Source organism: Alteromonas sp. Cnat2-8 (genome assembly GCF_022348355.1).
Lineage (GTDB): Bacteria > Pseudomonadota > Gammaproteobacteria > Enterobacterales > Alteromonadaceae > Alteromonas > Alteromonas macleodii.
The window spans coordinates 188,895-211,552 of the sequence record NZ_JAKREX010000003.1 but is presented as its reverse complement, the minus strand read 5'-3'; the positions used below and the strand labels follow the sequence as shown (position 1 = coordinate 211,552).

Sequence of the window (22,658 nt, the reverse complement as noted above, 5' to 3'; positions counted from 1 at the left end):
TAAGCAATAAGGTATTGAATTTCACATCGAGTCTGATTTGGTACTTGCCGATAGTACTGTATACATTATAAATCTTTAATTTACTGACCTTCTCCATATGTTGCAGCGCATACAAGAACCTGTATGGTATTAATATCAATCCGCATAGATGATTAACCACTTAGCGAGATTTAATAAGCTCAGGTAGTCTGCTTAAAAAGCGTATTATTTCATTCTAATAAAAGAGGTATCACCTGATGTCGAACACTAAACTTATTGCTGTGTTGCTTGTAGCAGTAGTGGCGAGTACCGCAGCGTGGTTCGCCTTTTTTGCCAAAGAATCTGCTCCAGACTTTACTGCTTATGCCGCAGGCCCTGACCGAAAAGCGGCATTTTTTGAGTATTTCACTCCTATTGTAGTCGAGGTGAACAAAGAGCTAGCCACCGATAGAGAGCAAATTCAAAGTTCTTGCGACGCGGATGAAGCAGACAATCTAGACCAGTTCCTGACAAAGTTTCGTGTTGACGATGCTGACCTTGAACAGGAGTCAGCCTGCGAGGTGTTGTTAAGGCGTGCCGACATTGTTCCTGCGTCGTTAGCAATTGCACAAGCAGCGAATGAAAGTGCATGGGGTACCTCTCGTTTTGCAAAATTAGGGAACAACTTTTTTGGTCAGTGGTGTTTCTCTAAGGGCTGCGGTATCGTTCCAAAATCGCGTGACACTAACAAAAATCATGAAGTTGCTGATTTCCGTTCGCCTGCCGACTCAGTAGAAAGCTACATGCTAAATTTAAACACCCACGATGCTTACAAACCATTGCGTAAAATTCGACAATCCTTACGTGAAGAAGACAAGGCTGTCACCGGGGTTGCGCTCAGCTATGGCTTAGGGAAGTATTCTGAGCGTGGCGATGAATATGGAAAAGAAATACGTGAGATGATCAGTTTTAATAAACTTGCAGTGCTGGACAAGTTAGATCTGAGTATGCAGGAAGGCGAAGCCAATTAACTCAACCAGACAGAGCGTGACGAGCTCTGTAGCACATTTATTTATCGCCAAATGGCATGGCTTTTAGTCAAGGTGAGTGATTGCAGGTTAAAAGGAGTTGGCATTTCTGCGACTCCTTCCAATTACGCGCGGCAAGTCAATCAATTAAAGTAGCGACAAATTATGGTTCACTACTTTGTCAGCTTCACCTTTCCAAACACCGATGCATCTTTATACCCCAAGTTTTTATCGCCGTTTACTGGGGTGATCTCATGAGAGCCTAAAAAGTGCTCTCTGTCGCCACCATCCGCATCGCAATAGGCAAGCATAAAGCCCAGTGTCATACCTTCTTTTAAGGTGACAGGCGAATTATCTTTTCCGTGTTGATAGCTATCATCAAATACACGTACCGCTGCTTCCCAATGAATCTTATGCGGCGCTGATATATCTCGCTGCCATTTGTTCTCTACGTGATCATTGTAGAGTTGTGGTACAGCCTCTCCTGCTTCATTTGGACCTATATCAACAACCTGATTATCTAACGCTAAGTGATAGGCAAACGCATTGTAGTTATTAAGGTGATCGCCACCAGAGGCGTCTGCATCAATGAAAATTTCTAAACAGTCATCATCCCAATAACGTTCAAGGGGATTGGCATAGGTATCTGAGAGGTGATCGTCTTGTATTTCTGCCAACAGATACAGCGCATCCTTGTTCCATCGCAGTTTATATCGACCAGAAAAATCACCGGACTCAGGAGCCGAGCCCCACATAAGCGACGTCATTTCATGCCAATCGCCCCCTTTCCATGCAGCGTCATTGGCTACACCATCTATAACAGGTGGAGTTGATGAAAAAAGTACGCTGTCAGACTTAGCTTGTGCCGTGGGCACAGACATAGCCACAAGCAGTGCCGAGGTTAGTACTGCCCCTAAATGTTTTGCACTTTTCAATTGGATACGCTCTTTGTTTGCTTATTTGTATTTTAAACTACCATGTTTTGACCCCATCCGCGCTTGAAAATAGCACCGAACACCTCCTTCTTTTTTAGAAGCATTACCAATTTGCAACGGTAATTGGTATAAAAAGGACATTCGTTCCCTCACTACCATGGCTATGTCATTTCAAAACGCGTGCTATCACATCCTTGCGCCTGCCAGCGAGGCTCACGAGTACAAAAAGCTCAGCAAAATATTTGATGTATTTCTTATCGCGTTAATTATCGTAAATGTTGTCGCTATGATGCTGGAAACAGTGCCGGGTATCCCTGCCATTTGGCAGTACGAACTTCATATAATCGAAGTGGTTTCAGTACTGATATTTACCGTTGAGTACTTTCTTCGTTTATACGGCAGCGCATCGGCCCCAAACCGCCCTAATCACGAACGTACAACGACATGGCAAAAGCGCTGGACCTATTTGAAAAGTCCCATGGCGCTCGTCGACCTAATGGCAATTCTGCCTTTTTACTTAAGCGTTTTCGTGGCGTTCGATTTACGTATTTTGCGAATATTTCGGGTAATGCGAATTTTAAAAATTGGGCGCTATTCGCGCTCTATGCAAACTCTCGTTACCGTATTGCGCAACGAGTCTCACAGCCTTATTGCGGCGTTAAGCGTACTTTTGTTGTTCACGATTATCGCCGCCACCTGTATTTACTATATTGAGCATGCTGCTCAGCCCGATGTTTTTAGCAGTATTCCCGCTTCATTGTGGTGGGCACTCGTCACGCTGACCACGGTGGGCTATGGTGATGCCGTTCCTATAACTGCATTGGGTAAAATATTTGGCGGCCTCATAACTATTATGGGTATCTGTTTTTACGCCCTACCAGCAGGTATTTTATCTTCTAGCTACACGTCGCAGATGCAGCTAAAACGCGATAGGTTTAAAGACACAGTAAGAAGCCTTTTGGACGACGGAAAGTTGAGTGAGCACGATGTGCACCACCTAGAACATGTTCGCGCACTTCTTGATTTAGACGAAGAAGAGGCAAAGCTAATTGTGCGCCTATTGCAGCACCATCACAAACGGCTAGATGATTGATTACACGCAGGCTGGAGCGAAAGCAACTTCCAAGAATCGAGTGGTATGCGCTTATACCTCCCCTTGATTCTTAGCTCACATCAGCTTATAACTAGTACCCGTCATTTCCAAAAAGAATTCCTATGTCTGTCAAACACCCTATTATTGCTATAACAGGTTCTTCTGGCGCGGGTACTACTACCACGACCAACGCTATACGCCATATTTTCAGGAACTTAAGTGTTAATGCTGCGGTTGTAGGAGGCGATAGTTTTCACCGTTTTACCCGCCCGGAAATGGAAGTAGAAATTCGCAAAGCCCAAGAACAAGGCAGACATATCAGCTACTTTGGCCCTAAAGCCAACGACTTTGAGCTACTGGAATCCCTGTTTAGGGAATACGGCAGCTCGGGTACAGGACAGTTTAGACAATACCTTCACACGTTCGATGAAGCCGTGCCTTTTAACCAAATGCCCGGCACCTTTACACCTTGGCAAGATTTACCCAAAAACACTGATTTGCTGTTCTATGAAGGTTTACATGGCGGTGTAAAAACGGAAGAAAATGATGTAGCAAAACATGTAGATTTACTGGTCGGCATGGTGCCGATTGTAAACTTAGAATGGATCCAAAAGATTGTACGCGACACCACTGACCGAGGACATTCTCGTGAAGCGGTAATGAGCAGCATAGTGCGAGGACTGGACGACTACTTCCACTACATCACGCCACAATTTTCACGCACCCACGTTAATTTCCAGCGCGTACCAACCGTTGATACCTCCAACCCCTTCAGTGCACGGGAAATTCCAACCCAAGATGAAAGCTTTGTGGTTGTGCGCTTTAGACGGGAAATGAAGACTGTGGACTACCCCTACCTCCTTCAAATGATCGACGGCGCGTTTATGTCTCGCATCAACACCTTGGTTGTACCCGGCGGAAAGATGGGCTTAGCCATGGAGCTCATTTTAACTCCGCTCCTTGAAGACATCTTAAATAAAAAGCGCAGAGCTGGTCATCAGATGGATTGGTTGAGCAGCGACGAGTAAGCCCAATATACATCGCTTCTATAGGCATATATTTAAAACAGTAAGTCGTAATGGCTCATGCCCTAAGTCAATCTAGGTTCTATTCGGAAACTTTCTTGGTTTAGCTTCTTGATTTAGTTTCTCGACCTAGTTTTTGACACAGCAGGCTCCTATTATGACCACAATTAAAAGCCAACAAATTTGGGTAGACCAGCAAAACCTTGCCAACACTAACGTTGTTACCCGCGACATAAACATCAGCGACTTACAGCAAGACGAAGTATTGCTTGAGACAGACAGCTTTGGCTTTTCTGCCAACAACATCACCTATGCTGCACTGGGTTTTAAAATGGGCTATTGGGGCTTTTTCCCTGCAAAGAGTGATAATGACGTTGATGAAGCACATGGCTTCGGTATTGTGCCCGTTTGGGGCTTTGCTACCGTTAAGGCGTCTTGTCATAGCGATATCAAAGTAGGTGAAAAGGTGTTCGGCTACCTGCCTATGGCTAGCCATTGGGTGATAAAAGCTGGAAAAGTTGCCCCTCACGGTTTTTCAGACATCCACGAAAAACGGAAGAGCATTAGCCCTGTTTACGATCAATATCTTCGCTGTGCCGCCGACCCCGGCTACGACAAAAACCGCGAAGCATGGCAGCTTAATTTTAGACCCCTTTATATGACTTCGTTTGTGCTCGATGACTATGTGGCAGAGAAAGCAAACAATGAAACCTTACTGTTGTCGAGCGCTTCGAGTAAAACCGCACTGGGTACAGCGCAACTACTTAAAGACCAAAAAGCCTCTCGAAACGCAAGCTACAAGGTGGTTGGGCTAACCTCGAAACAAAACGTGGATTTGGTAAAAGCGACCGGCTGCTACGATGAAGTGTATAGTTATGACGAACTCTCAGCCCTAAGTAGCGAAGGCAATAGCAGTAAAAGCAGCGATGCGCGCTACTGGCTGCTTGATTTCGCTGCCAACGGTACGTTGATTAATGACCTTACCAAGCAGCTTGGCGACAGCCTGAGCGACGTTACACTCATTGGTGCGACAGATTGGAAAGCCCGAGAGAAGCCCAACCCCAAACTGCTCAATGCAGAGATATTTTTCGCGCCAGCTCGCGTGAAACTGCGCCAACATGAATGGGGGCACGAGGCCTTTTTGGCAAAATACGCCAGTGCATGGAAACGCTTCGCAGAGAAAGTGAGCGATCAGTTTTATGAGCAATCGCACCGCGGGACTGATGCTATAACGCAGTTATATTTAGAAACGCTTAACGGAACGGCGCAAACAAAAGCCCTTAACGTCGTCACTTTTGATTAGTGCCCCTTGTGGATTACAACTTGTACTGCTGGTGTGTTGTTGCAGCGCCTACGTTATAAAGCTTCTCACCAATACGTAGTTCACTATAAGCTAAGTGGGGAGAAAAGCGTAATGGCTTCCTCCTCGTTGGAGTCTGCTGGGCTTCTACTGGGCCTTTGCTGGCTCTTTCTTTACATCTAAGTTCGACAGACCTAGACACTATTTGTAACAAACATCCCCAGCCTTTTACGCTTTTCTCGCTTTTGTATTTCACATCTTGTGGTTATAGTGAAACAAAAGTAAAACGAAAGGTATGAGTATGGGTCAGGAAACCTCTAAAATTCTCGTTGTTGATGATGACATGCGTCTGCGCAGCCTATTAGAGCGCTATTTGCTTGAGCAGGGCTATCAAGTTCGCAGTGCGGCTAACGCAGAACAAATGGACAGACTGCTTGAGCGCGAGAATTTTCATTTAATGGTTTTGGACCTTATGCTACCTGGCGAAGACGGCTTGTCTATTTGCCGCCGATTGCGCCAGCAAGAAAACGACATGCCCATTATTATGCTTACTGCAAAAGGCGATGAAGTTGACCGCATTATCGGCCTTGAAATGGGTGCAGACGATTATTTGCCTAAGCCATTTAACCCCCGCGAGCTACTAGCGCGTGCTAAAGCGGTATTGCGCAGACGCAGCAGCGAAGCGCCGGGCGCGCCGTCTAAAGATGTGCAAATTGTGGAATTTGGCAATTACAAACTGAACCTCGCCACCCGTGAGATGACAGCTGGCGATACACCTTTAACACTGACAAGCGGCGAGTTTGCGGTATTAAAATCTCTGGTTACTCACCCCCGCGAGCCATTGTCGCGAGACAAACTGATGAACCTAGCGCGTGGTCGCGACTACAGTGCACTAGAGCGCAGTATTGACGTTCAGGTTTCGCGCTTACGAAGAATGCTTGAAGAAGACCCTGCCAACCCTCGCTATATTCAAACAGTATGGGGATTGGGGTACGTATTCGTGCCTGATGGCGAACAAGTTTAGCACCTATGGCTGATACGGCGGGCTCTACCCGTCTTTGCCAGTGCGCAAATGAAGTATGTTTACTCATGACTCCTAATTATGCGTTTACCTACTGCCATTCCAAACACTGGCTTATGATTCAAAGCGACGGCATGTTATGCGTTTAATTCCAAAAAGTGCATTTGGCCAAACCGTCATGCTTATTGGCGTGCTGTTGCTTATTAATCAGATTGTGTCCTACATCTCTGTTACCTATTACTTTATTCAGCCCAGCTACCAACAAATTAACAGCTTATTGGCCACCCAAGTTAAATCTGTGCTCGCCAACGATTTGCTAGTGACTAACCAAGAAACCCGCGACCGCTATTTTCAAAAAACCCAGGTACAGGTCTTTGACGAAAGCGTTGCCAAACAGAATGGATTAGAGAGCGCGGTATACTATAGCTATATTTCTTCTCAGGTTAGCGAGCAGCTCCGGCAGCTTGCAGATGTGCGCATTAGCACCACCACGCAGGCCAGTGATGAAAATGCACCTTACATTGTGTGGATATCCCTGAACCGATACCCAGACACGTGGATCTCTATTCCTATTTCAGGACTTAACGAAGCGAATATATCCCCTCTTACTATGTACTTGATGGTAATTGGTATATTAAGTGTGGCCGGAGGCTGGTTGTTTGTAAGACGCATGACTCGCCCGTTGTCAGCCCTGCAAAAAGCAGCGATAGCGGTAGGTAAAGGTGAGCACCCAGCACCGCTTCGCGAACAAGGTAGCACCGAGATGATTCAGGTTACCCGGGCTTTTAACCGCATGAACCAAGGCATTAAGCAGCTTGAGAATGACCGAAATATCATGACAGCAGGTATTTCTCACGACTTGCGCACACCGCTTACCCGTATTCGCCTTGCCTCAGAAATGCTTCCAGAAGATCAAGACTGGATTAAAGACGGCATTGTAAATGACATAGAAGACATGAACGCCATCATCGACCAGTTCATTGACTATGCGCGCTACGACACCGAAGAAGTCACTCAAGAAACCGATTTAAACGCGATTATTGCAGAACTGGTACAAGCCAGACATTTAGACGATAAGCACCACATTGAACTCAAACTCAACGCCATTCCTCCGTTGTCGCTACGACGAATTGCAATGAAACGCGTGATCGATAATCTCATCGAAAACGCCTTCAAATACGGCTCGGACGATATTGCTATTAGCAGCTTTTACAATCGCCACGAAAAGCGCGTGTATTGCAAAGTACGCGACTTTGGCCCGGGAATACCAGAAACGGAGCTCGACGGTGTATTCATGCCGTTTGCACAAGGCGACAAAGCCCGCAATTCGTCAGGTTCAGGCCTTGGCCTTGCCATAATAAGGCGAATTGTAGAAGCTCACGATGGTGAGGTGACGTTGCGAAATCATCCTCAGCAGGGCTTGGTCGCAGAGTTTTATTTACCCTATCAAACCCATTAAGCCCAAAAACACTACACGGATTGGTATTAGCTTCGGTGGTACTTAATTTTTCGGCTGTATCCATAAGATGCCAACCACAGCACGCAGCCGCCAAGCGGGATCACCCAAAACGCTGTAGTAAGTGGAGCAAAGTTCGCCCATAGCCCGGTAGAAAACGATGCCACTTGAACACCTGTAGAGTTACCGATAATTGAAATACCAGAAAGTACGGGGCCGTTGTCACTGTCGATATTCATTGCCGCAGAAAGTGCTAACGGGAAGAGCCCACCTAGCCCTAAGCCAAGCAGTAAGTTACCTGCGCCAATCCCGTAAAATGAAGGCATTAACTTCAGTGCGAATACACCTGCTAGCGATGCTGTCGCCATGATTACAATCATGCGGTGTACCGATACAAATCGCAGTAAAAAAGGGAAGGTAAGGCGACTAATCACCATGCCAGCGGTAAAAAATGCCAGTAAGTTTCTCGACTGTTCGCCGGTAAAGCCTAAGCCGTTTTGCGCATAGCTCACAAACCAGTTCGCGTTACCAAATTCTACAGCACCATAGCCAAAGGTAAGCAAAGTTAGAAATATGAAAACAGGCTGCTTAATAATGACCCCAAACGCCAAGGTCTTTTTAGGTGCTTTAGGCTGACCTTTAAGTATTTTTGCCTGAGAGCGCGCCGCAATAAATGCGTAGCACGAAAGCAAAATCATAACGCCTGCCAACACCTGAATAGGTAAGCGCCAGTTGTGCTCAACAAGGTATAACAGTGTTACAAAGAACGACGCCGCAAACGTTCCTAAACTGAACATAAAGTCCATTAAGCCCATCATAGTAAAGCGCTTTTCTGCGTACATTCGTGCAATAAGCGTGTGGCCAATAGTAAATATTGTTGAACTCACCACACCGATTAATACCGCTAACACCAAAAACCATTGCCAAGCGGTAAGCACTGACACAAGCAGCAACAGCGCCGTATTCATACTGAATAACGTGGCTAATAGCGGCATATATTCGAAGCGACTGGCATACTTGCCACCAATCACAGCGCCTAACATCATGCCTACAGAGAAAAGCGAAAAAAGTGCGCCACTGACTACTTCAGACATTTGCAGATCGGCTGCAATATCTGGCAGTAATATTCCCCACAAGAGAAACAATTTACCAATTAGAAAAAAAACAGCAAAAATAACGATGGTGGCAGGAAGTCGGCTCATTTAGGCTCCATGGCTGATATCAGTAGAAAGACATCCGATTTAGGCGTGAGGGCACAGCGTAGTTATGCCCCTTGACCACAAAGTGAACCTTTTGAGGGCGCTGACCTTTACTGTGCAAGAAAGAACAGCAGCCCTTAATTATCACATAATCACTACCTTTACAGATTGCTGATAATCGCAAGAAAATGCAAGTGAAAGCGTTTTCCCTTTTTCATCCCACATTACAGGTACGCTCCTGCCATCAAGTAAAACGCTCTGTGGTTTTTCGCTTAAACCATGCACGATGTAAGTGATATCTCGCTGCTTAGGCATACCTATATAGCTACCTTCGCTATCAAGGGTCAGGGTTAATGCGGCCTTATCGTCTACTGACGCATTAAGAAGTAGCTTTGTATATAAGCCTTTTTTGACAGACGCTGGATTTTTGCCGTCATCCTCGTAATAAGTATATGAAGATGAATTCACTGAATTGTCATGCCAGTAATGCATTTCTATTTTACGGGCATCAAACTGCTCTGTGCGGCTAAGCCCGTCAGCCATTGGCATAAAGCTTCCTGCTTTTACCCACACCGGGAAATTATCTTGGCTTAGCGGGTAGTTAACGGTTTGGTCACCTTGGTATTTCGTATCAGAGAAAAAATCAAACCATACGCCTTCAGGCAACTTGGTCGGCCACACCGTTTGGTTAGCGCTAGTCACAGGCGAAACTAACAAGCCATCGCCCCACAGATAACTGTCTGCATTTTCAAACCAATCGCTTTCACCGTACGCCATAGCTAACGGGCGCATTAATGGCGTGCCGTAAAGCGCATTTTCAAAGGCCAGTGAATAGTTATAGGGCAGCATGTCATAGCGAAGTTGGATAAACTTACGCGCAATAGACTTTACCGGATCGGCGTGGAAAATTGGCTCTGGCGCAATATTATCTTGAGCATGAGGCCTAAATACCGGTGAAAAGGTACCGAACTGAAGCCATCTTGTATAAAGCTCAGGATCAAAGGTTTCGCCTCCAGCAAACCCACCTAAGTCGGAATGGGTATACGCCATTCCAAAAACACTCATTTGAAGTGCCAACTCTACCTGAGGTTTAAGTCCGCCCCAGCTTCGGCTTACATCGCCTGTCCACGGCACCATGCCGTACCGTTGACTGCCCAAAAAGCCAGAACGCATCAGCACGAACGGACGCGTGTCGGGTTGTAGCGCAGTTAAATTGTTATACACGGTTTTCGCCCACTGATGACCGTAGGCATTGTGCACTTCTGCGCCGCTTACTTTTGTAGATTGCCACATGTGCTGAATATCATCAGGGTGCACTTCAGGCTCGCCCAAGTCGCCCCACCAGCCTGCAACACCCTGTGCAGCAAGCTTTTCATAGTATTGCCAAAACCAATCTTGACCCGCTTCACTGAACACATCAACAAGGCCGGTATTGCCAAAATAAAAATCGAAGGTATACGGCGCACCATCATCGTCTTGAGCAAGGGCATTATTGGCAACGGCGCTTTCCCATTGTTTTGACGTCGTAAGAATAAAAGGCTCTGTTATCAGCACGGTTTTGACATCTTGAGCGCGTAGCTCACTAATCATTTTCTCGGGTTCAGGGAAAGTGGCGGCGTCCCAACTTAAGTTCCCCATGTGCCCCTTAATGTCTTTGCCAAACCAATATAAATCGAGCACTACGGCGTCAACGGGAATATCTTGCGTATTAAAGGCATCGACAACATCCATCACCTCATTTTGAGATTTATAGCCAAATCGAGATGCAAAGTTACCCAGCAGCCAACGCGGCGGAAGCGGCTGTTTTCCCGTAACTGCTACGGTATTCGTAACCGTGTCTTCTAAATTTTCACCCAACACCATGATGTAGCTAGCACGGCCGCCTTGTGCCTTAAATAGCAACTCGTCGTTGTTCGTTTTGCCAATATCTAGTTCACCAGAAGCGGTGTTATCGAACAATACGCTGTAATTTTTTGACGACATCACAGCCGACAAGCCAAAGTACATCTGATTTGAAGACGTGGTGTAACCATAGTGTGCTTTGTCATATAGCGGCATGCTATGACCACGACGATCCATACCTAAAACGCGCTGGCCGCCACCGTAGAGTTTTTCGTTTTCATCTAACGCAAACGACAGGCTGACGCCGTCACTGGAAATACTTAGTCCGCCTTGTTCTTTTGCTACTACTTTGCCGTTAACAGAATAGCTGATAGCGTGCGTCGCCTTATCAACATGCGCTGCAATATTATTGAGTTTTAAGATTAGGGTTGTCTCAGTTTCAACTAGCTCTACATCATTAGCTTTTTTGTTTTTAACATCAGTCAACGCGGGCTCGGGAAGCGCCATAGACGGTAGATTTGCGTAAGGCGTGCCATTGTCATCAGTAAGATACGTTACTTGAAAGCCACTATCGTGCAACGCGCTTATCGTGAAGTCATTGGTATCCGTATCAATATTTAGCGTTGCTTTTTCGAGTGTCGCTGTTTGAACTTCGGCTACCGTATTTACCGAGAAAAATGCCAAACCAGCACATGCAAGTGCTATACGCTGTTTCCTGTCTATCATGCTCAAAACCTTCTTTATGCTTCAAAGCGAAGCGCACCTAATTAGCGAACCGCACTTAATTAACGAAGCGCGCTTAATTAAAGCCTTCTTGTGTACGGTGAATGATAGCTAGTGCCTTGCTCAACTTAAATAAACATACGTATTCATAATGTTAAATTTGTTAACAACAACACAAAAAAAGCCCGCAACACGGTGCGGGCAAAACATCAATCACGTTGAGTGTGATGAACGTTGGGAAGGGGCAAACCGAGTGTTAGTTACCCGGCCCGGCTTTAACGATAGCGTCGCTAACGTCGTATTTTTCAAAGTTCTGTTTAAAGTCGTTGACTAAGTTAGCGGCGTATTCGTTGTACTTCTCTTTGTCTGCCCACGTGTTTTGTGGCACAAGCAAATTGCTGTCTACACCGTCTATTGCCACTGGCACATCTAGGTTTAACGCGTCAATGTGCTGGGTTTCAACATCAGCCAAATTGCCCGATACAATTGCGTCGATGATGGCGCGCGTAGTAGGGATATCAAAACGGCTACCTGTGCCGTAAGGGCCGCCTGTCCAACCGGTATTAACCAAGTAAACCTTAGCGCCAAACGCTTTAACACGCTTAATCAGAAGCTCTGCATACACGCCTGCTGGACGTGGGAAGAAAGGCGCACCAAAACACGTTGAGAAGGTTGATTCAATATCGCTAGTAGAGCCAATTTCAGTAGAGCCTACTTTCGCTGTGTAACCGCTTAAGAAGTGATACGCCGCAGCTTCTTCACTTAACACTGAAACAGGAGGCAACACGCCACTTACGTCACAGGTCAAAAATACAACCGAGCGAGGTTCGCCGCCTCGGTTTTCAGCAACGCGCTTTTCAATGTGTGAAAGCGGATAGGCCGCACGTGAGTTTTGGGTTAACGAAGTGTCGGTATAATCTGGCGTGCGCGTTTCATCAAGCACTACGTTTTCTAGAATGGTACCAAACTTGATGGCATTCCAAATTACTGGCTCGTTCTTTTGAGAAAGATCGATACATTTAGCGTAGCAACCGCCTTCAATATTAAAAACGCTACCTGGTGCCCAGCCGTGCTCGTCGTCACCAATCAAGAAGCGCTTAGGATCGGCTGAAAGCGTGGTTTTACCTGTGCCTGAAAGACCGAAAAACAGAGTCACGTCGCCTTCTTCACCCACGTTGGCAGAACAGTGCATAGGTAGCACGTCTTTTGCCGGAAGCAGGAAGTTTTGCACGGAGAACATGGCTTTTTTCATTTCACCTGCGTAACGCATGCCTGCAATCAACACACGTTTTTTAGCGAAGTTGATGATAACTGTGCCATCACTGTTTGTGCCGTCACGCTCTGGCTCACAAGTGAAACCAGGTACGTTTAAGATTTGCCAAGGCTGGTCGCCTTTAACATTCCATTGTTCAGGAATAATAAAAAGGTTGCGGGCAAAAACGTGCTGCCACGCGGTTTGCGTTCTTACTTCAAGCGACAAAGCATGTTCAGGATCGGAGCCCACTTGAAGGTGTGAAAGAAAGTGTTCTTGGGTAGACAGGTAGGCTTCAACGCGGTCCCACAGCGCATCAAATTTGTCAGCGTCAAAAGGCTTGTTCACCTTGCCCCAATCGATGTCATTTTCGGTTGTTGACTCTTTAACGATAAATCTATCATTTGGAGAGCGACCGGTTCGTTTTCCGGTCTCAACGACAAGCGCCCCGTTTTTGTCAAGGACACCTTCGCCGCGCTTGACGGCGCGCTCGATAAGTTCTGCATTTGGCAGGTCGGTGAGTGGCGTTACTTTCAGATCCGTTTGAATTGAGGCTGCTGCGGTCATGGCTGTTACCCTATATGTAATTTTTCAAAAGCACTTTCAAAAAAGTATCACCTCTTCGAGTGTAATGTAAACAAGGCCTAGCGCGCATTTATAAAACACATACTCACTATTTCTCATATGTTAATTTCATAAATATTGTAAATTAATTACAAGGAAAGCCTTTTCCTTGGATATAAATGCAAAAATAGGGCGTAGAAAACCTATATTGATCGATGAATTTCAAAATAAAAAATGACAATTTTTTTTAGAAAGTGAAGGTGAAAATTTTCACCACGACAGGAAGAAAAGGAAAATAGGATGATGTAGGAAAGTTAAACACTTACTACTGGGCATTTTTTAACCACAAGTGAAGTGTTGGGAAAATGAACCTATCTAGACGGTGAGAGATTCAGAAACAAAAAAGCACCTTCGAAAGAAGGTGCTTTAACACAGCAGTAAACAAGTAGTTACTGATTTGAAGACGGTGCGTCGAAGTTGCCGCTGTGAATAGCCTCTACGTCGATACTATCGAAGCGATATTCAGTATGACAATACTGGCAGTTCATTTTGATCGCCCCTTCTTCAGCAATAATTGCGTGAAGCTCAGACTTCTCAACGTGACGAAGTGCTTCAGCGCTGCGCTCCTTTGAGCATGAGCAGGCAAAGGTTACGTCCTTCGCTGGATACACTTCCACGTCTTCTTGGTGGTAAAGACGATATAAAATGTCTTCAACCGACAACGTAAACATCTCTTCTTTGGTCAACGTTTGAGTAAGTTTAGAGATATGAGCAAACTCATTGGCTTGCGACACATCAGTAGCGCTAGCATCAGTCGGTAAGACCTGAAGTAACACTCCCGACGCTTTCGCGTTTTTAGGGTCGCTCATGTCAGTCATTAGGTGCACGCTGGTCGCTAGCTGCTCTGACTGAGCAAAGTAGCCTTCAATACATTCAGCTAGAGAAGGCTTATCTAATGCAACAACGCCTTGATAACGCTCGCCTTCATCAGGTGTGATAGTAATGACCAATACCGCTTGAGACAATAACTCTGAAAACGTTTCTGGCAATGTTTCTAATGTCTCGTCCCAGCGCGCCACACCGCGAAGCGTTTGTTCGTGAGTGGCGTTTAACACCGCGTAACTTACTGGGCCTTTGCTTTGAATTTGAAGAGAAATTTCACCTTTAAACTTAAGCGTTGCCGTTAACAATGACGTCGCTGCCGCCATTTCACTTAGCAATGTTTGAATTTGCACAGGGTATTCATAGCTGTGCACAATTTGCTTTAAGCTCTCATCAAGACGAACTAATTCGCCACGAACGTTAGCTTGGGTAAATAAGAAGCGGTGTAATTTATCGAAATCGCTCATAACTAATCCTGTTGAGCAGCTCATTATTGCTGCTTAAATTTAATAATCTGTCGTCGCTGCTTTTTATCAGGTCTATGATCTGGTTTAGGGCTGTGAAAGGCGTTCATTTTGCGCGCCGTTTGGTTTTCTTCACGTTTTGTTACACTTTCAATCGTCTCTTCAAAAAGCGCCTGCGCCAAAGGCGCGCTCAAACGCTTGTCACTTAAGCCTAGCACCTTAATTTCACGATTATCCCATCCTGAGGGAACTTTAATCATGGCGCCAAGCTCTACATGCTTACCAGGTTTGGCTCTTTGCCCGTTGTACTGGACTTTTCCCGACTGCACCATGTCTCTTGCTATTGCGCGGGTCTTAAAGAACCTTGCAGCCCATAGCCACTTGTCCAGCCTGACATTTTGTGTTGTATTGTTGCTATCCGATTGGCTCATGTAATATTTTCGTAATGGTGTGGCTTTAGTGTTGTGACCCTCACCTTTACTAGGCTATTATGGGTTTGCTAAAGCGCGGTTAACCAAAAATTCACTATATTATAATAAAGCAGTACCATCAGTGGCAGCATGACATTCAATAAACCCAACCCACAATCTCTGGTTGTTTATCTGAACCAGCATCAAAAACAGCTACATACCATCGTAGTGGTTCTGCTCAGCCTGTATTTAATTGCATTTGCTGCCAAACTCGTGTGGCGAATTATACCCGAACCTCAACTATCTGCGACACCCACAGTAAGCCGTGCTCCGGTTATTTCTTCGTCGTCAGGCCAAAATGGGGTCAACATCGCCAAAATACAACAGCTGAATTTATTTGGTAATGCTGCGGCAAAACCTGCTGAACCGGTCGCCGAGGTTACCGACGCACCAGAAACGCGCTTAAACCTAACCCTGACGGGTGTTGTGGCCAGTTCAGAGCAGGAGGCGGGTACCGCTATTATTGAAAATCGCGGCAGCCAAGCGGTTTATGGCCTAGGTGAGAAGATTGAAGGCACCAATGCCACGTTGCAAAAAGTGTACAACGATCGCGTTATTATTAAGAACGGGGTGAGAAACGAAACCCTGATGCTTGACGGAATTGACTACGACGAAGCTAATCGTCGCCGTGAAATGCAGGCAAGAAACCGACCTGAGCCAGAAGAATTAGAAGAAGACACCGTTGAGCTTAGCGACGAAGCATTAGAGGCAACTGCAGCTCTGCGAGAGCGTCCAGCCAACTTCACAGACTTTATTTCAATATCGCCAAAAACTGAAGAAGGCCAGCTTATCGGCTACCAAGTGAGCCCAGGCAAAGAGCCTGAATTATTTAAATCGGCAGGGCTTCAGGCTGGTGATGTCATTACACAGATTAACGGGCTAGACCTTACCGACTTGCAGCAATCGCAAGAGGCGCTGTCTGAGCTACGCAATGCACAAACTATAGAATTAACGATTATTCGAGATGGCAGTTTAACTACGCTATACCTAGATTTACCCGAGTCTTAATACCACTGACGGTAGCAGCGCTATATTGTCGCTAGGTAAGCAAAATAACAAATAAAGCAATTCGGTCATCGACAAGTTAGGAAATGAAGGAAGTTAGAATGAAAAGGCGCACTAGCCAAAAACTATTATCTCGCTTGAGCACAGCCATGTGTACAGCGCTTCTGTGTTTCTCGGTGACGGCCGCTGAGTACATGCCTAATTTCAAAGATACTGACATCAACGAGTTTATTAATATTGTTGGTAAAAATCTTGAGCGCACCATTATTGTCGACCCTAACGTACGTGGAAAAATAAGCGTACGCAGCTATGACATGCTCGATGAAGATCAGTACTACCAGTTTTTCCTAAACGTACTTCAAGTGTATGACTTTGCCGTTGTAGAAATGCCTAGCGGTATTTTAAAAGTGGTTCGCTCGAAAGACGCTAAAACATCCAATATTCCTGTTGTTGAAGGCGCTAATCGCGACGGCGATGAAATGATCACTCGCGTTGTGCCTGTTTATAACGTACCGGTGCGCGAACTTGCACCTATTTTACGTCAGCTAAATGACCAGGCGGGCGGCGGTAACGTAGTTAGCCACGACCCATCGAACGTAATGATGCTAACCGGCCGTGCTGCGGTAGTTAACCGACTAGTAGAAATTATCGAGCGCGTGGACCGTGCCGGTGACGAAGAAGTAGAAATCGTTAAACTTCGCTATGCGTCAGCATCAGAAATGGTGCGCATTATTGACAGCATTAATAAGTCGCAAGGAAAAGCTAATACAGGAACTAAGTCTGAGCCTCGCGTTGTGGCAGACGACAGAACTAACTCGGTTATTGTGAGCGGCGATATTAAAGCACGCCAGCGTCTTATCAACCTTATTCAGCGCATGGATCAAGAGCTTGAATCAAACGGCAACACCCGCGTGCTGTTTCTTAACTACGCTAAAGCGGAAGATTTAGTAAAAGTATTGCAGGGCGTATCTGCTAGCATTCAAGCAGAAGAACAAGGCGGTGGCACTACATCGCGCCGAGCGGGTTCAAACCGTGAAATCAGCATTGATGCACATGAAGATTCTAACGCCATTGTTATTACCGCAGAGCCAGACATGATGCGCTCGTTAGAAGAGGTAGTACGTCAGCTTGATATTCGCCGTGCGCAGGTACAAGTTGAAGCCATTATCGTTGAAGTCTTTGAAGGCGACGGCACTACATTGGGTGTGCAGTGGGCTTCTGAAGCCGGCGGCGGTACACAGTTCAGCAACGGTGTTGTACCGGTTGGATCATTGGCGGTAGCCCTTAAGCAAGCAGAAGACGATACCGATACCGAAGCCTATGTAACAGATGATGGCGAAGTGGTCACAGTTAACACCACCGATGAAGGCGATTACACCGCACTAGCGAGCCTTTTAGGCGGCGCTAACGGCCTTATTGCCGGCGTTATCGAAAATGGCTGGGGCGCGGTAGTACAAGCAGTAAGTACCGACACCAATTCAAATATTCTTGCCACACCTCACCTAACTACTATGGATAACGAAGAAGCGTTTTTCATTGTAGGTCAGGAAGTGCCTATTATCACAGGCACAACTACAGGGGCGAACAACTCTAACCCTTTCCAAACCGTTGACCGCCAAGAAGTGGGTATCAAACTTAAAGTTACACCACAAATCAACGAAGGCGACGCGGTACAGCTGCTGATCGAACAAGAAGTGTCTAGCGTAAGTGGCGCTACATCGGTAGATATTTCAATTAACAAGCGTGAAATTAAAACCACGGTGATTGTAGATGATGGCGGCACTATTGTTCTTGGCGGTTTGATTGACGAAGACGTGCAAGAAAGTGAATCAAAAGTGCCGTTATTAGGTGACATTCCAATACTCGGTCACTTATTCAAATCGACATCAACCAGCAAGCGTAAGCGTAACTTGATGGTATTCTTAAAGCCGACTATCGTCCGCGACGGCGCAACAATGAACGCAATCAGCCATCGCAAATACAACTACATTCGCGCACTTCAGCTTAAACGCCAGCAAGAAGGTGTTTCGCTAATGCCTTATGAAGAGACGCCAAGCATTCCTCAATGGGATGACGCACTCGCTTTACCTCCTTCATTTGAAGAATACCTCTCGGAGAAAGAGAAGCAGAAACAAGAAGAAGGTAACGACTAACATGGCAGGGCAGGACGAACAGATTACTCAGGCATTAGAGGCACAAGAAGAAGCCTTGGAAGCCATGGGTGAAGACGCCGGTTTGCCTGAAGAAGAGGCCGGTCCAAGACAGCTTTCTTTTAGCTTTGCAAAGCGTAATCAGGTGTTGCTGGAAACTAATGAAACACCTGCGGTTTTGTATTTCACAGAGAATACGCCGTTTGATGTATTTGCCGAAGTGCGACGCTTCTACGGCGAACCTTTTGTTCCTAAAACTATTCCTGCCAATGAGTTTGAAAGCCTGCTAACCAGCGCCTTTCAGCGCGATAGTTCTGCGGCTAAACAACTTATGGAAGACCTTGGTAACGAAAGTGATTTGTTCGCTCTTGCTGAAGACTTGCCTGACACTGAAGACCTGTTAGACAGTGAAGACGATGCGCCTATCATCAAGCTTATCAACGCCATGTTGGGCGAGGCGATCAAAGAAGGTGCATCAGATATTCATATTGAAACCTTTGAAAACCAGCTTGTGGTTCGTTTCAGGGTAGACGGCGTATTACGCGAAATTTTACGTCCTAACCGCAAGCTGTCTTCCATGTTGGTGTCACGTATAAAAGTTATGGCGAAGTTAGACATTGCCGAAAAACGTGTGCCTCAGGATGGTCGTATAACGTTGCGTATTGCAGGGCGAGCGGTGGATGTGCGTGTTTCTACTATGCCTTCAAGTCACGGCGAGCGCGTGGTGCTGCGTCTATTGGATAAGAACAATGCGCGCTTAAATCTAGAAGATTTAGGCATGACGCTGCAAAACCGTAACCACTTTTCATCTCTTATTCGCAAGCCTCACGGCATTATTTTGGTTACCGGTCCAACGGGCTCGGGTAAAAGTACTACCTTGTACGCAGGGTTAACCGAAATAAACTCGCGAGACAGAAACATTTTAACGGTTGAAGATCCTATTGAGTTCGATCTTCCGGGCATCGGACAAACACAGGTTAATCCCCGTGTAGATATGACTTTTGCCAGAGGCCTTCGCGCTATTTTGCGTCAAGACCCTGATGTAGTGATGGTGGGTGAGATTCGTGATATCGAAACGGCGCAAATTGCCGTTCAAGCCAGTTTAACCGGTCACTTAGTACTCTCTACTCTGCATACCAATACGGCAGCGGGCGCGATCACCCGTTTAGAAGACATGGGTATTGAGCCATTTCTGTTGTCTTCGAGCTTATTGGCCGTCTTGTCACAGCGACTCGTTCGTACCCTGTGCCCAGATTGCAAAAAGCCACATACGCCTGACGCTTCTGAGCTTGAAGTATTAGGGCAAAACGCCACAAGCGAGACCACTATCTACAAGCCTCATGGCTGCGCCGCGTGTAATCAAACCGGATATCGCGGTCGTACCGGTATTCACGAGCTATTGTTGGTAGATGAAAAAGTGCGCGAGATGATGCACGAAGGTGTAGGTGAGCAAGCCATTGAACGCTACATCAGAAAGACGACACCAAGCATTCGTGAAGACGGCTGTAGTAAAGTGCTGGCGGGCGCTACCTCACTTGAAGAAGTGCTTCGAGTTACGAGGGAAGACTAAATGGCGGCATTCGCTTTTAAGGCGGTTAATGCCCGCGGTAAAAATACAAATGGCGTACTTGAAGGCGATAATGCACGCCAGGTTCGCCAACAGCTGCGCGAAAAAGGCTTAATTCCCTTAGAAGTAGAGCAGGTCGCAGAGCGCGCACAAAGCGAAGGCAAAGGCCTGTCGTTTTCTTTATTTAAACCCCGTATTTCAGCATCAGACTTAGCGCTACTCACGCGTCAGCTCGCCACCCTTGTAGAATCGGCCCTTCCCGTTGAAGAAGCACTGCTTGCCGTCGCTGAACAGTGTGAAAAGCCTCGTCAGAAAAACATGATGATGGCAGTACGCAGTAAAGTCGTGGAAGGACATGGACTTGCCGATGCATTGGGTCAATTTCCAAGTGTGTTCGACGAGCTATACCGTGCGATGGTTGCAGCTGGTGAAAAATCAGGTCATCTTGATACCGTGCTTAACCGCCTTGCCGACTACACAGAACGCAGACAACAAACCCGCAGCCAAATTACACAAGCGATGATTTACCCATCGTTAATGCTGTTCTTTGCAATGGGTATCGTGTTGCTATTGTTAACGGTGGTAGTGCCCAAAATTGTGGGGCAGTTCGATCACATGGGGCAAGACCTCCCGGCCATTACCCAGTTTCTAATTTCTGTCAGTACCTGGCTGCAAAATTACGGCTTATTTATGCTTATTGGTATTGCCGTGCTTGTTGTCATTATTCAGCGCGTGCTGCAGCAAAAGCACATGAAGCTGCGCTACCACAGAGCGCTTTTAACCTTGCCGTTAATTGGCCGGGTGTCTCGCGGGCTCAATACCGCGCGTTTTGCGCGAACCTTAAGTATTTTGAGTGCCAGCGCGGTTCCACTACTAGAGGCTATGCGCATTTCAGGTGATGTGCTAGAAAATCAGCATATTAAAAACCAAGTGGCAGATGCAGCCATTAACGTTAAAGAAGGCAGCAGCCTTCGGGCTGCGCTGGATAACACAAAAATGTTTCCACCAATGATGATGCATATGATTGCGTCTGGTGAAAAGTCGGGAGAGCTACAGCAAATGCTAGCTCGCGCCGCAGATAATCAAGATAGGGAATTTGAAGCGCTTATTGGTGTCTCACTTAAGGTATTTGAACCCTTACTTATTGTATCGATGGCAGGCATTGTTCTGTTTATCGTTATGGCAATATTGCAACCAATTTTAGCATTGAACAACATGGTGAATATTTAATGAAAACACTTAATCGCAGTTCTGGTTTCAGTTTGATTGAAGTCATGGTCGTACTTCTAATCATCGGTATTATGGCGTCTATGGTGGCACCGCAAATCTTGGGTAACCAAGAAGAAGCGCAGCTTAAAAAGGCGGCGGTAGACATCCAGCAAATGGAAAGCGCGCTTGAGATGTATAAGCTGCGTAACAACCGCTTTCCAACCACAGAACAGGGACTAGAAGCGCTAGTTACCGCTCCAACTATCGACCCGATTCCACGTAATTACCCTGAAGGTGGTTTCATTAAACGCCTGCCTGAAGATCCGTGGGGCAATCCATATGCACTAATTAGTCCGGGAGAACTTGGCGTAGTTGATATTTTCTCTAATGGTCCAGACGGCGAACCGGGTACTGATGATGACATTGGTAACTGGAACATTAACGAATACCTGAACTAACCTTTATGCGCAACCGCGGCAGTACATCTTTGAAAAAAGCAGGCTTTACCCTATTAGAAGTCATGCTGGTACTGCTGCTTATGGGATTGGCGGCGGGTTACGTTATGTTTAACGCATTCGGTGCGAGTAAATCTGACCTGCTAAAAACCCAAGCGCAACGCCTGCAGGTGATTGTTGATATGGCCAGCGATTTTGCGGTGTTAAATCAACAACAGCTTGGTGTGCGGTTTGAAGCCGATAAAAATGAATACTACTTTGTCTACTTAGACGACGATGATGAGTGGCAGCGTATCGAAGGCGAAAAAACCTACGAGCCTTATACGTTACCTGAGCCTTTCACCTTCACTTTAAATTTAGACGACTTACCATGGGATGTTGAAGACAGGCTCTTTGACAGGGAACTATTCGACGAGAATTTAAGTGTTTCTGATGAAGGGGTTGAAATAGGTAACGAAGAAGAGAAAAAGCTGCCTCCGCCTCAAGTGCTTATAATGTCGAGTGGCGAAATTACGCCTTTTACCTTGTCGTTTAATTACGAAGGTGATGACGGCGACAACCCCGTCTATTACAGCCTGCAAAACCAAGATCTTCCGCCTTTAGTGCTTGAAGGGCCTCTGGAGAGACCACTATGAGTGCGTTCAACGTTGATGCATCGACAAAGAACGTTGCACCTGTCACGCCGCGCCAGCAAAGTGGCTTGACGCTACTGGAGGTTATGGTCGCCCTGCTTATTTTTGCGCTCACCGGTACAGCAGTACTTAAAGCTGCAGGCGAGCATTTATCAAGCGTTGGGCAAATAGAATCTGTCACCTTTGCCAACTGGGTGGCAAGCAATCGCTTAAACCAGCTTCAATTAGATACCACGTGGCCGCCCAAGAACAATTTAAAAGGCACGATGGAGATGGCCGATCGCACGTGGTACTGGCAGCAAACGGTGACAAAAACCAACGACAACGACTTGCGATCGGTAACCGTTTCGGTGGGTGAAGACGAAAGCTACGGCAGTTCAGTTACATCAGTAACCACTTTCGTTGCTAAATCGACGGCGGGAAATTAG

19 protein-coding genes are annotated in these 22,658 nt (G+C 46.3%); 13 read left to right on the top strand and 6 right to left on the bottom strand.

Going from position 1 to position 22,658, the window contains the following annotated elements:
• Positions 1-236: 236 nt before the first annotated feature.
• Positions 237-989, top strand: coding sequence for a glucosaminidase domain-containing protein (locus MHN00_RS08795; RefSeq protein WP_239300932.1), 753 nt, complete (start codon positions 237-239; stop codon positions 987-989).
• Between the two features lie 170 nt (positions 990-1,159).
• Here MHN00_RS08795 and MHN00_RS08790 read toward each other — a convergent pair whose 3' ends face one another.
• Positions 1,160-1,921 carry a sugar-binding protein gene (locus MHN00_RS08790; RefSeq protein WP_014951294.1) on the bottom strand — a complete coding sequence of 254 codons (762 nt, stop codon included), beginning with the start codon at positions 1,919-1,921 and terminating at the stop codon, positions 1,160-1,162.
• A gap of 157 nt (positions 1,922-2,078) precedes the next feature.
• Here MHN00_RS08790 and MHN00_RS08785 point away from each other — a divergent pair, with 157 nt between their 5' ends.
• From MHN00_RS08785 to envZ, 5 genes are all read left to right on the top strand, one after another.
• Entirely contained in the window at positions 2,079-3,014 is a 936-nt protein-coding gene (locus MHN00_RS08785; protein ID WP_101566377.1) for an ion transporter, read from the top strand.
• 122 nt (positions 3,015-3,136) lie between these two features.
• Positions 3,137-4,042, top strand: coding sequence for a phosphoribulokinase (locus MHN00_RS08780; protein ID WP_014951296.1), 906 nt, complete (start codon positions 3,137-3,139; stop codon positions 4,040-4,042).
• 154 nt (positions 4,043-4,196) lie between these two features.
• A complete protein-coding gene (locus MHN00_RS08775) occupies positions 4,197-5,342 on the top strand; it encodes a DUF2855 family protein (protein WP_239300930.1) in 1,146 nt (381 codons plus the stop codon).
• Between the two features lie 298 nt (positions 5,343-5,640).
• Positions 5,641-6,363: a two-component system response regulator OmpR gene (gene ompR, locus MHN00_RS08770; protein ID WP_014951298.1), complete on the top strand. Its 723-nt coding sequence runs from the start codon at positions 5,641-5,643 to the stop codon at positions 6,361-6,363.
• 136 nt (positions 6,364-6,499) lie between these two features.
• Positions 6,500-7,819 (top strand): two-component system sensor histidine kinase EnvZ, encoded by a 1,320-nt coding sequence (envZ, locus tag MHN00_RS08765; RefSeq protein WP_239300928.1) that lies wholly within the window; start codon positions 6,500-6,502, stop codon positions 7,817-7,819.
• A gap of 26 nt (positions 7,820-7,845) precedes the next feature.
• On the opposite strand, the gene MHN00_RS08760 is transcribed toward envZ, so the two are convergent.
• The 5 genes from MHN00_RS08760 to hslR all read right to left on the bottom strand — a co-directional run bounded on the left by MHN00_RS08760 (position 7,846) and on the right by hslR (position 15,173).
• Positions 7,846-9,018 carry an MFS transporter gene (locus MHN00_RS08760; protein ID WP_239300926.1) on the bottom strand — a complete coding sequence of 391 codons (1,173 nt, stop codon included), beginning with the start codon at positions 9,016-9,018 and terminating at the stop codon, positions 7,846-7,848.
• Positions 9,019-9,159: 141 nt separating this feature from the next.
• Complete coding sequence (locus tag MHN00_RS08755; protein WP_239300925.1) at positions 9,160-11,583, bottom strand: TIM-barrel domain-containing protein; 2,424 nt, start codon at positions 11,581-11,583, stop codon at positions 9,160-9,162.
• 253 nt (positions 11,584-11,836) lie between these two features.
• The gene (locus MHN00_RS08750; RefSeq protein ID WP_014977771.1) at positions 11,837-13,399 is read right to left on the bottom strand and encodes a phosphoenolpyruvate carboxykinase; all 1,563 of its coding nucleotides are present in this window, start codon (positions 13,397-13,399) and stop codon (positions 11,837-11,839) included.
• A 446-nt stretch (positions 13,400-13,845) separates the two neighbouring features.
• Positions 13,846-14,745, bottom strand: a complete 900-nt coding sequence (hslO, locus tag MHN00_RS08745; protein WP_014980693.1) for an Hsp33 family molecular chaperone HslO — start codon at positions 14,743-14,745, stop codon at positions 13,846-13,848.
• A gap of 23 nt (positions 14,746-14,768) precedes the next feature.
• On the bottom strand, positions 14,769-15,173 hold the full coding sequence (gene hslR / locus MHN00_RS08740; protein ID WP_014977772.1) for a ribosome-associated heat shock protein Hsp15: 405 nt from the start codon (positions 15,171-15,173) through the stop codon (positions 14,769-14,771).
• Positions 15,174-15,302: 129 nt separating this feature from the next.
• Between hslR and gspC the strand changes: the two genes are divergently transcribed.
• The 7 genes from gspC to gspI all read left to right on the top strand — a co-directional run bounded on the left by gspC (position 15,303) and on the right by gspI (position 22,658).
• Positions 15,303-16,220, top strand: coding sequence for a type II secretion system protein GspC (gspC, locus tag MHN00_RS08735; protein WP_014951305.1), 918 nt, complete (start codon positions 15,303-15,305; stop codon positions 16,218-16,220).
• A gap of 98 nt (positions 16,221-16,318) precedes the next feature.
• Positions 16,319-18,370, top strand: coding sequence for a type II secretion system secretin GspD (gene gspD / locus MHN00_RS08730; RefSeq protein ID WP_014951306.1), 2,052 nt, complete (start codon positions 16,319-16,321; stop codon positions 18,368-18,370).
• 1 nt (position 18,371) lies between these two features.
• Positions 18,372-19,937, top strand: a complete 1,566-nt coding sequence (gene gspE, locus MHN00_RS08725; protein ID WP_014980696.1) for a type II secretion system ATPase GspE — start codon at positions 18,372-18,374, stop codon at positions 19,935-19,937.
• Positions 19,938-21,164, top strand: a complete 1,227-nt coding sequence (gspF, locus tag MHN00_RS08720; RefSeq protein ID WP_014977774.1) for a type II secretion system inner membrane protein GspF — start codon at positions 19,938-19,940, stop codon at positions 21,162-21,164.
• Positions 21,164-21,601: a type II secretion system major pseudopilin GspG gene (gene gspG / locus MHN00_RS08715; RefSeq protein WP_014951309.1), complete on the top strand. Its 438-nt coding sequence runs from the start codon at positions 21,164-21,166 to the stop codon at positions 21,599-21,601. Before gspF ends, gspG begins: the two co-directional genes overlap by 1 nt.
• Before the next feature lie 5 nt (positions 21,602-21,606).
• Complete coding sequence (gene gspH, locus MHN00_RS08710; protein WP_014977775.1) at positions 21,607-22,233, top strand: type II secretion system minor pseudopilin GspH; 627 nt, start codon at positions 21,607-21,609, stop codon at positions 22,231-22,233.
• The gene (gene gspI / locus MHN00_RS08705; protein ID WP_239300924.1) at positions 22,230-22,658 is read left to right on the top strand and encodes a type II secretion system minor pseudopilin GspI; all 429 of its coding nucleotides are present in this window, start codon (positions 22,230-22,232) and stop codon (positions 22,656-22,658) included. The genes gspH and gspI overlap by 4 nt, the downstream gene beginning before the upstream one ends.